The sequence below is a fragment of the Streptomyces sulphureus DSM 40104 genome, assembly GCF_000381025.1.
GTDB lineage: Bacteria > Actinomycetota > Actinomycetes > Streptomycetales > Streptomycetaceae > Streptomyces > Streptomyces sulphureus.
The window spans coordinates 473,228-482,388 of the sequence record NZ_KB905817.1; the positions used below are offsets into that span (position 1 = coordinate 473,228).

Annotated in this window: 6 protein-coding genes; 4 read left to right on the plus strand and 2 right to left on the minus strand. The window is 72.8% G+C overall.

Annotation, left to right across the window (positions count from 1 at the left end):
* The first annotated feature begins 286 nt into the window (after positions 1–286).
* The 3 genes from afsR (at position 287) to F603_RS0117240 (ending at position 4,082) form a co-directional block, all read left to right on the plus strand.
* On the plus strand, positions 287–3,226 hold the full coding sequence (afsR, locus tag F603_RS0117230) for an SARP-family global regulator AfsR (RefSeq protein ID WP_019547227.1): 2,940 nt from the start codon (positions 287–289) through the stop codon (positions 3,224–3,226).
* Between the two features lie 203 nt (positions 3,227–3,429).
* Complete coding sequence (locus F603_RS35385; protein WP_019547228.1) at positions 3,430–3,576, plus strand: hypothetical protein; 147 nt, start codon at positions 3,430–3,432, stop codon at positions 3,574–3,576.
* A gap of 269 nt (positions 3,577–3,845) precedes the next feature.
* Positions 3,846–4,082 (plus strand): hypothetical protein, encoded by a 237-nt coding sequence (locus F603_RS0117240; RefSeq protein ID WP_019547229.1) that lies wholly within the window; start codon positions 3,846–3,848, stop codon positions 4,080–4,082.
* A gap of 32 nt (positions 4,083–4,114) precedes the next feature.
* On the opposite strand, the gene F603_RS0117245 is transcribed toward F603_RS0117240, so the two are convergent.
* A complete protein-coding gene (locus F603_RS0117245; RefSeq protein ID WP_019547230.1) occupies positions 4,115–4,543 on the minus strand; it encodes a pyridoxamine 5'-phosphate oxidase family protein in 429 nt (142 codons plus the stop codon).
* Between the two features lie 520 nt (positions 4,544–5,063).
* On the opposite strand from F603_RS0117245, the gene F603_RS0117250 reads away from it, so the two are divergent.
* Positions 5,064–5,753, plus strand: coding sequence for a hypothetical protein (locus F603_RS0117250; protein ID WP_019547231.1), 690 nt, complete (start codon positions 5,064–5,066; stop codon positions 5,751–5,753).
* Between the two features lie 52 nt (positions 5,754–5,805).
* Here F603_RS0117250 and afsK read toward each other — a convergent pair whose 3' ends face one another.
* Complete coding sequence (afsK, locus tag F603_RS0117255; RefSeq protein ID WP_019547232.1) at positions 5,806–8,271, minus strand: protein serine/threonine kinase AfsK; 2,466 nt, start codon at positions 8,269–8,271, stop codon at positions 5,806–5,808.
* Between the last annotated feature and the right edge of the window lie 890 nt (positions 8,272–9,161).

Sequence of the window (9,161 nt, forward strand, 5' to 3'; positions counted from 1 at the left end):
CGCCGGCGCGGGCCCGCGTGCGCGTTGCGCGTGTTGTCGAAGAACTCTCCTGCTGGTGAGGGGAGTTGAAGACGATTACATGACGCGCCGGTAAGTCGTCGACCGGACGATCCTGCTCCGCCGAGGACGGCGCCCGTTCACTATGCGCACCTGATCGGGGTCGGCAGAGGGCTTGCACACCGTACGAGGACTCCGCAAGGAGGCCGGTACCCGGCTGACGGAATTGGCAGGGACAAGGCAGACTGACCCCTTGCGGCAGTGGAGGAAGTACCCCAGGGGGGCGACCATGGGCGCGGCCAACCACACGGGGCACGGCACCGAGTGGGCACAGCACCTGCGCTTCACCCTGCTCGGACCCGTCCGAGCGACGCACGGTGAGCGATCCCTCGGCATGGGGTCACCCCAGCAGCGAGCGCTGCTCGCCGCCCTCCTGCTGCGCCGCGGCCGCACGGCGACGGCCGAGGAGCTCATCGACGACATCTGGGGCGAGGAGCCGCCCGAGCGCGCCAAGGCGGCCCTGCGCACCTACGCCTCCCGCCTCCGCAAGGCGCTGGGGAGCAGCGCCGAGGTCCTCGTCAGCGAGTCCGGCGGATACGCCCTGCGCACCGCGGGCTTCGCCACCGTCGACCTGGAGCAGGCCGTGCACCTCGCCGACGAGGCGGAGCAGGCCACCGCCGCGGGCGACCACACCAAAGCCCGCGAACTCTACGCGCGCGCACTCGAGTTGTGGGACGGCGAAAGCCTCGCGCAGATCCCCGGGCCCAACGCGGAGAACCAGCGCGCCCGCCTGGAGGAGTGGCGGCTCGGCCTCCAGGAGCACCGCATCGGCCTCGACCTGCGCACGGGCGCGCACGCCGACGTCGTCAGCGAACTCACCGCCCTCACCGCCGCTCACCCGCTCCGCGAGGGCCTCCGCGAGCTGCTGATGCTCGCCCTCTACCGGAGCGGCCGTCAGGCCGAGGCCCTCGCCGTCTACGAGGACACCAGGCGACTCCTCGCCGAGGAGCTCGGCGTCGACCCGCGCAGCGAACTCTCCGAGCTCCACCAGCGCATCCTCGAGGCCGACGAGGGCCTCACCTTCGAAGCGGACGAACCGGCCCAGGTACCGGTGACGTTCACCAAGCCGGCCCAACTTCCCGCGACCGTCGCGGACTTCACCGGGCGCCGGGCGTTCGTCGAGGAGCTCTCCGACCAGCTCTCGGCCGCGGGCGGCACCGTGATGGCCGTCTCCGCCGTGGCCGGCATCGGCGGGGTGGGGAAGACCACCCTCGCCGTCCACGTCGCGCACGCCGCCGCCGACCGCTTCCCCGACGGGCAGCTCTACGTCGACCTCCAGGGCGCCGGCCCCGCCCCAGCCGACCCGCAGGCGGTGCTCGGCTCCTTCCTCCGTGCGCTCGGCGCCCCCGACTCCTCCATACCCGAGGGCGTCGAGGAGCGCGCCGCGCTCTTCCGCTCCCTCCTCGCCGGCCGCCGCGTCCTGACCCTGCTCGACAACGCGCGCGACGCCGCGCAGGTCCGCTCCCTGCTCCCCGGCACCTCCGGCTGCGCTGCGCTGCTCACCAGCCGCGCCCGGATGGTCGACCTCGCGGGGGCGCACCTCGTCGACCTCGACGTGATGAGCCCGGAGGAGGCGATGACGCTCTTCACGCGCATCGTCGGGGCCGAACGCGTCGCCGCCGAGCGGGAGGCGGCGATGGACGTCGTCGCGGCCTGCGGATTCCTGCCGCTCGCCATCCGCATCGCGGCGGCCCGCCTCGCAGCCCGTCGGACCTGGACCGTCACCGTGCTCGCCAGCAAACTCGCCGACGAGCGCCGCAGGTTGGACGAGCTCAAGGTGGGCGACCAGGCCGTGAAGGCGTCCTTCGAACTCGGCTACAGCCAACTCGAACACGAACAGGCCCGCGCCTTCCGTCTGTTGGGCCTCGCCGACGGTCCCGACATCTCGCTCACCGCGGCCGCCGCCATGCTCGACCGCGGCGATGAGGAGACCGAGGACCTCCTCGAATCCCTCGTCGACACCTCGCTGTTGGAGTCCGCAGCGCCCGGCAGGTACCGCTTCCACGACCTCGTCCGCCTCTTCGCGCGCGCGTGCGCCGAACGCGACGAGCAGCCGCCGAGCGAGCGGGACGAGGCGCTGGCGCGGCTCCTCGACTTCTACCTCGCGACGGGCCGCAACTTCCGCGCGAGGGACCAGCCGGACGAGCTGCTCACCCAGCACCTGGAACCCACCCGCCACAGCGGGCTCGCGTTCCGCGACAACTCCGAGGCCGTCGCGTGGCTCTTCGCCGAGTCCGCTTGCTTCCTCGCCTGCGCCCGGCAGTCCGTCGGTGAAGCGGGACTGCGTGCCGCCGTCGACCTGCTGATGGCGACAGCCGACCTCTCGGAGGCGGGCGTCAACATCCGCGAGTACGAGCGCGTCGCCGAGGAGTTGAGCGTCGCGGCGCACACGGCGGGCGACATGCACGCCGAGGCGCGGGCACGCTCGGTGCTCACGGCCGTCCACTTCACCACGGGGCAGTTCGACAAGGCCGATTCGGAGGCGAAGGTCGCGGGGGCGCTGGGCGAGGCCGCCGACGACCGGATCTCGTCCTCCTTCGCCGTCAACGACCGCGGCATCGTCGCCATTTACCAGAACCGTCCGCGCGACGCCGAACGCCACCTGACGCAAGCGCTGGAGCGCTTCCGCGCCTACGGCAACGAGTCCTCGGAAGCGAGCGCCCTCTGCAACCTCGCCAGGGCGAGGGTGCAGTTGGGCGAGGCGCACGAGGCGATCCCGCTCGCGCAGCAGGCCGTCGAGATCTACCGCCGTACGGACGCGTCGATGCGGCTCGCCAACGGCTGCTACACGCTCGGCATCGCGTTCGCCGCTGCCGAGCGCTGGCACGCGGCGAACGCGGAGTTCACCCGCGCCCTCGACCTCTTCGACAGGACCAGGCAGCACCTGTGGGCCGGCATGGCCCACTTCCGCCTCGCCGAACTGCACCTCTCCACCGACCAGCCCGCCGCCGCGGCACGGCACGCGGAACGCGCGCTCGGGCTGCGCGGCATCGGGGGCGAGTGGCGTCGCGGCACGATCCTGTTGCTCCTCGGCCGGGCCCTCCACCGGCTGGGGCAGTCCGACCGCGCCCGCGCCTGCTGGTCCGAGGCGCTCGCCGTCTTCGAGCGCCTCGGCAGCGACGAGGCCGCGGTGGCAAGGGGCCTTCTGACCCCCGTCGTCGCCGCCTGAGAGGGCCGTCGGTCCGTCGTTCATCGTTCGTTTATCGCCCTGCGCCATGCTGCTAGCAGTCGGTCCGGCACTTCGGGGGGTAGGCGGACTGACGGGAAACCGCCGCTACCACACGGGCGGTGGAGAGCCCCGTCCGGCAGCCCACGGGGGAGCTGCCGGACGGGAGCTCCAGTAGTCCGCAATCGACCAAGGAGACAGCCACCATGAGCACGCACGAGAAGAAGACGCAGGCGGACGAGGACGAGCAGCCCAGTACCAAGAACCGCCACGTGTCGAGCGAGCCGCTCACCGAGGACGCGGGCGAGATCCGTCCGAACAACCGTCACGTGTCGAGCGAACCGGCCAACTGACCGAAGTGCTACGGCCTTGACGTTGCCCAGCGTCAAGAGCCGACAGCTACGGGGGACGAACGGGTCGCGGTCGACGGCATCCAGGGGGGAGCCGTCGACCGCGGCCTGCTTCCGTACACACTGCTGCTGTTCTCTTCACCAACTGCCCCTTAAAACCAAGCGCCATGGAATTCGGCCAGTTCGAGGCTTCGGGCGCGAAGGGAATGAAATGTGAAGAGTTCGTCACTACACTGCGGACAAGAACCCGCCCCATTCCCCGAGGAGTTGCCGTGTCCAGAACCCGCAAGGCCGTTGCCGTCTGCGCCGTGACGGCGGGCGTACTCGCCGCGGGCGCCGCCCCCGCTCTCGCCTCGGACGTGAGCGCCCAGGGCCGCCACGTCAGCTCCGGTCCCTCGACCACGAGCGAGGACAACCGGCACATCAGCTCCCTCACCGCGGCGTCGGAAGGCGACAGCCGCCACGGCAGCGTCGCGCCCCTGGGGGCCGACAACCGGCACAGCAGCTAGGCCGCGGCCGCCGCCGAGGTCGGCAGCGCGGTTCAGAAGCTCCCGAGGTCGGAGCTGAGCCAGTGCTCGGGATGCATATGGATGACGACCTGCTCCCCATGGGCGGTCCACGCCTCGTCGACGTACGGGGCGACCTTGTCGGCCGGCAGGTAACGGGCGGCGACCTCCCGTAGGTCGTCCTTGGTCGCGGGGACGGTGCCCACCACGGGCCCTTCCACGGAGACGTAGCGGACGCTCGGCTGGATACGCTCCACGAGCATCGTGAACCTCCCCGCCGCGGCGACGAGTTCAGCCTTTCGGGAGTCGCGCCCCGTCAACACCCAAAGATTCGCGCCCGGTTGGTACTGATACCAGACGGGGACGCTCAGCGGGCCCCGCCCCTCGCTGCCCGAGTCGACCGACAGGGCACCGATGTGCGGTTCGGCGAGGAACCGTTCACGCTCTTCGCGGGGCAGGGCCATGGTCTCCTCCTGGTCTTCTCCGGGCGGGCGGCTGCGGGACGGACGCCCGCCGGGGGCGGGTACCCCGCGACGGCGGTACGCACACGCACGCCCACGCACCGCGAGGGCGGTGCCGCCCCGGCACTCTCCGCAGTATGCGCCCCGCACCGCCGCGGTGCGCCCCGAAACCCCGCACGCCCCGCGTGCGCGTCGTCCGGGCGCGAACGCCTCTCGCCGTGCCCGGCGTTGGCGGTCCGTCCACAGGCTGTGGACAACGCGTCGCCGCCACCCTTCCCCACGTGCGGCGCGTGGAGAAGTCTGCCGCTCGCGTAGGCGCACACCGCCAGGGACGCGCCCCGGCTCCCGCTCGGTCGCGAGGGCGGCGGCACCGACGTACCGTCGAAAGAGCCCCGGCGCCGCCCACGTCCCTCCGCGGGCGGCACCGGCGAAGGCACCTTCGCGGCGTCCCGGCGTCCCCTCTTCCGGCGCCTCCGACGCCCGCCGGACGAGACGCTGCGGCGCCGGAAAGCGAGGCGGCAAGATGGTGCGGTACATGGTCGGCTCGTTGATCGCTCTGGTCGGCGCCGCCGCTGCGGTACGCAGCCCGTTCCGCGACTGGTACGGAGGGGCGCGGGGGCGCGACACCGGCTGGTACGACCTCTTCACCCCGACGGGACCCACAAGCGGCGCCGGACTCTTCGGCGGCCTCTTCCTGCCGATGCTCGTGGCCGCCGCCCTCGTGGTGCTCGGCGTCGTGCTGCGGCTGCGGACGCTGGTCGTCGCCGGGGGCGTCGTCACGCTGGGCATCACGATCCTCTGGATGGTCCGGCAGGCCCTGAACACCACGGACGGACTCACCCTGGGCGGAAACGGGGTGGGCATCGGCACCGCCGCCGCACTCGCCGGAGGCGTCGCCATCCTCCTCGGCGCCGCGGTGATGCACGGCCGCAGACGCCTGACCGAAAAGCGCCACCACCGACGCCACCACGAGCACCTCGGACACTACGACGCCGCACACGAACCGTACGACGCGTACGACGAGACCTACCGCACTCCCCCGGACCACCCCGCGGACCCGTACCCCGGCGCACCACCGCAACCAGGGCCCCGCCAGGACCAACTCCCCGAGGAGCGCGACACGGAGACGCTTCCGCCCGTCACGCCGCTCCGCCCGGAGGACGAGCGACGCGGGCGGGACGAGCCCGGCGGGGAGGGGCGGCGGGCGGCTTGAGCGCGGAGAGGCGCCCACCGCGCGCTCACCGCGGACGTCTCCACGCACGCCGCTAGCGGGACTGCCCCGTTCCCTTGCCCGCGTCGAGGGCGTAGACGCAACGGTCCTTGCTGCACGCGTAGACGACGCCGCCGGACTCGACGGGGGAGCCGGTGATCTCACCACCCGTCGCCAGCTTCCAACGGAGCTGGCCGCCGACCGCGTCGACCGTGTACAGACAGTGGTCGGCAGAGCCGAAGTGGACCCTGCCGGCCGCGGCCACCGGGCCGCCGACGATGTCTCCTCCCGTGGCGAAGCGCCATCGCGGGGTGCCGCTCACGGCGTCGAGCGTGTAGAGCGCGGCGCCGCTGCCGAGATGGACGAGGCCGTCGGCGGCGACGACCGGTTCCGTCGAGTGCCTCGCCTCCGTCGCGATGCGCCAGCGGTCGTTGCCGCTCACCGCGTCCAGTGCGTAGACGGTGCCGAGGTAGTCGGCGAGGTAGATGCCGCCGCCCGTCACCGCGGGGCCCGCCACGAACGTCGGCGGGCACAGGAACGCGGCGGGTGCGTCGAACCGCCAGCGCTCGGCGCCGCTCTGCACGTCGAGGGCGAAGACCCTGGAGCCCGCACAGACGTAGACCGTGCCGTCCTCGGCTGCGGTGAGCCGGACGGGCACTCCGCCGGTGACCGAGGCGTCCCCGACCGGGTACGACCACAACTCGGCGCCCGTACGCGCCTCCAGAGCGTGCAGGCGGCCCTCGCCCCAGACGTAGACGCGGCCGTCCGCGATCACGGGGCCGCCCTCGCGGGTCTCGAAGTCGGCCTGCATGCCGCCGACTTCCCAGAGACGCTCGCCGCTCGCGGCCTCCCACGCCTGGACTCCGCCGCCGCGGGTGCCCACGACGACCGTGCCGCGGTCCACCGCGAGCGAGTAGACCCAGCCCTCGGTGCCGAGGCGCCAGCGCTCGGTGCCGTCCCGCGCGTCGAGCGCGTAGAGGCTGGGGCCGTCGGAGGCGTGGACCCTGCCGCCGGAGACCGCCATCGACCAGGCGACCTCCCGCGTCTTGAACTGCCGCCTGCCGCTTGCCACATCGAGCGCGTGCACCTCGAACGACGTGACGTAGAGCAGGTCGTCGGCGACGAACGGGGTGCCCCAGACGTCGTTGGACATGCGGAACCGCCACGGCCGCCAGCGCGCCGCCGCCTCCGGCGGGGCGCTCGGCTCCGGTGCGGACGCCTGCGGCGGGGAGGGCGCCTGGGCGCCGTTCGGAGGGCGCACCCAGCCGGTGCCGGGGCCCGCGTCCGGTTCGCGGGGCGGCTCGTCCGTGCGGCGCGGGCCGGGGCCGATCGGCACCTGGGCGCCCGGGAGCACGACGGAGCCGCCGTCCGCCGGAACGTGCAGGCCCGAGGGCGCCGGGGCGGCGTGCGCGCCCTGCTGCGGCGCGACGGCGCTCTGCTGCGGACCGCCGCGGGCGCCGACCGCGGGCGGCCCTGCGGAGACGGGCGGGTACGCCGCATGCCTACCGGGCTGCGCAGGGCGGCTCGGCTCGGGCGCCTGCCCGTGGCTCACGGGCGGGGCCTGCTGCTCGGGCACGGGCGGTCCCGCCGCATGCCCGCCCGGCGGCTCCGCACGCGGCACCCTGGGACGGACGCCTCGCCGCTCCTCGATCAACTCGACGGCCTTCGCCGGCAGCCACGCCGACACCGTTCCGCTGTCGTCCTTGCCGCTGAAGAGGTGCGGGGCGAGCTGCGCCTGGAGGTCTGCGGGCGTGGGCCTCTCGTCCGCGTTCATGCGCATGCACGACTCGATCAGCGGGCGCAACTCCTCGGGGAGGCCCTCCAGGTCCGGCCCTTCACGCAGGAGCATGAAGACCGTCTCCACCGGGTTGACGCCGTGGAAGGGCGCGTGGCCCGTCGCGGCGAAGACCAGCGTGGAGGCGAGCGAGAAGACGTCGCTGGCGCCCGTGACACTGCGTGAGTCGCGAGCCTGCTCGGGGGACATGTAGGCGGGGGTGCCGACGGCCACGTTGGTCATCGTCAGACGCGTGTTGGAGACGCCCGAGGCGATACCGAAGTCGATCACCCGCGGGCCGTCCTCGACGACCAGCACGTTCGACGGCTTCAGATCACGGTGGACCAACCCTGCCCCGTGGATCGACTGGAGCGCCTCGGCGACGCCCGCCGCGAGCCAACGGACCGCCTGGACCGGAAGCGGCCCGCACTCGGTGACTATCTCCTCGAGCGAGGGAGACGGCACGAAAGCGGTGGCGAGCCACGGGACCGCGGCGCGCGGATCGGCGTCCACGACAGCGGCCGTGTAGAACCCGCTGACCGCCCGCGCGGCCTCCACCTCGCGGGTGAAGCGGACGCGGAAGAGCTGGTCCTCGGCGAGTTCGGTCCGCACCGTCTTGATTGCCACGCGTCTGCCGGAGGCGGATCGGGCGAGGTACACCAGCCCCATGCCTCCGGCGCCGAGACGGCCGAGCACCTCGAACTGGCCGATCCGCCGCGGATCGTGCTGCGTCAGTTGCTCCACCACTCGCCTGCCACCTCCCCGTGGGGGCTCGTCGTCGTCCGCCCCGTGCAGCTTCTCACCGCTGCGAGGGGCCGGGGGCCCGGAGGCCGATTCTTCCTGCCGAGGGCGCCGGTTGCGAACCCGGGGGCATCGCAGGCCCTCCGATCCCGACAGGCGAACCGCATATTACGGGTCCGAGCTGACATTCCTCCTCCGACGGTGAGCTACCCTCCGCGCCGGCGCACCTGAGGCGCGCCTGCACGCGGGGGCCGACGTGTTGTGCGAGGGGCGCCCGCCCGCTGCCTGGTGCGCCTGGCGCACCACCAACCGGCGGGGACCGCCGTGGAAATGAACACCGTTCGTGCGCCTGTGCTTCCCGCCGCAGCCGAACGCCGGGCGGGGAAACGTACTCCGTATCACGGGGCGGCGTCGCGTGTTCGGCCGGGATTCCCCAATTCGCGGGGACTGCCGGGAGGTTCGCCTGTGGTTTCGCTGCTCGTGGTGGCTCGCTCGTGGTGGGGGTGAATCGGCGGACCGTCACTGTGCTTTCACTTACGGAATTGGGTGACTCAGTTGTGGGCGGCCGGTTCGGGAGATGGAGCGGGGCCTGAGAATGAGCCGAGCCTTGACGGTGTCTTTGGTTCCGGTTTCGGGCGGTCGTAGTTTACGGGTTCGCGGGTTGCCGGGGTTCTCGAGTGCCTTTGGGGGCGGGGCAGTTGTTGGCGTCGTGCGGTACGTGCGTTTTTGCGGATGTGGCGGGAAGAGCGCGTGTGAAAGTCGCGGGGTCGGGTGTGGTTGGGGTTCTGTCGCAGTGGGCAGAGGAGTTCGGCTCGGGGCTCGGGGCTCGGGGCTCGGGGCTCGGGGCTCGGGGCTCGGGGCTCGGGGCTCGGGGCTCGGGGCTCGGGGCTCGGGGC

Bases quoted from the DNA above. Each gene is read 5' to 3' on its own strand.
- F603_RS35385 (WP_019547228.1), top strand. From the start codon at position 3,430: ATGAGCACGCACGAGAAGAAGACGCAGGCGGACGAGGACGAGCAGCCC.
- afsR (WP_019547227.1), top strand. From the start codon at position 287: ATGGGCGCGGCCAACCACACGGGGCACGGCACCGAGTGGGCACAGCAC.
- F603_RS0117245 (WP_019547230.1), bottom strand. From the start codon at position 4,543: ATGGCCCTGCCCCGCGAAGAGCGTGAACGGTTCCTCGCCGAACCGCAC.
- F603_RS0117250 (WP_019547231.1), top strand. From the start codon at position 5,064: ATGGTGCGGTACATGGTCGGCTCGTTGATCGCTCTGGTCGGCGCCGCC.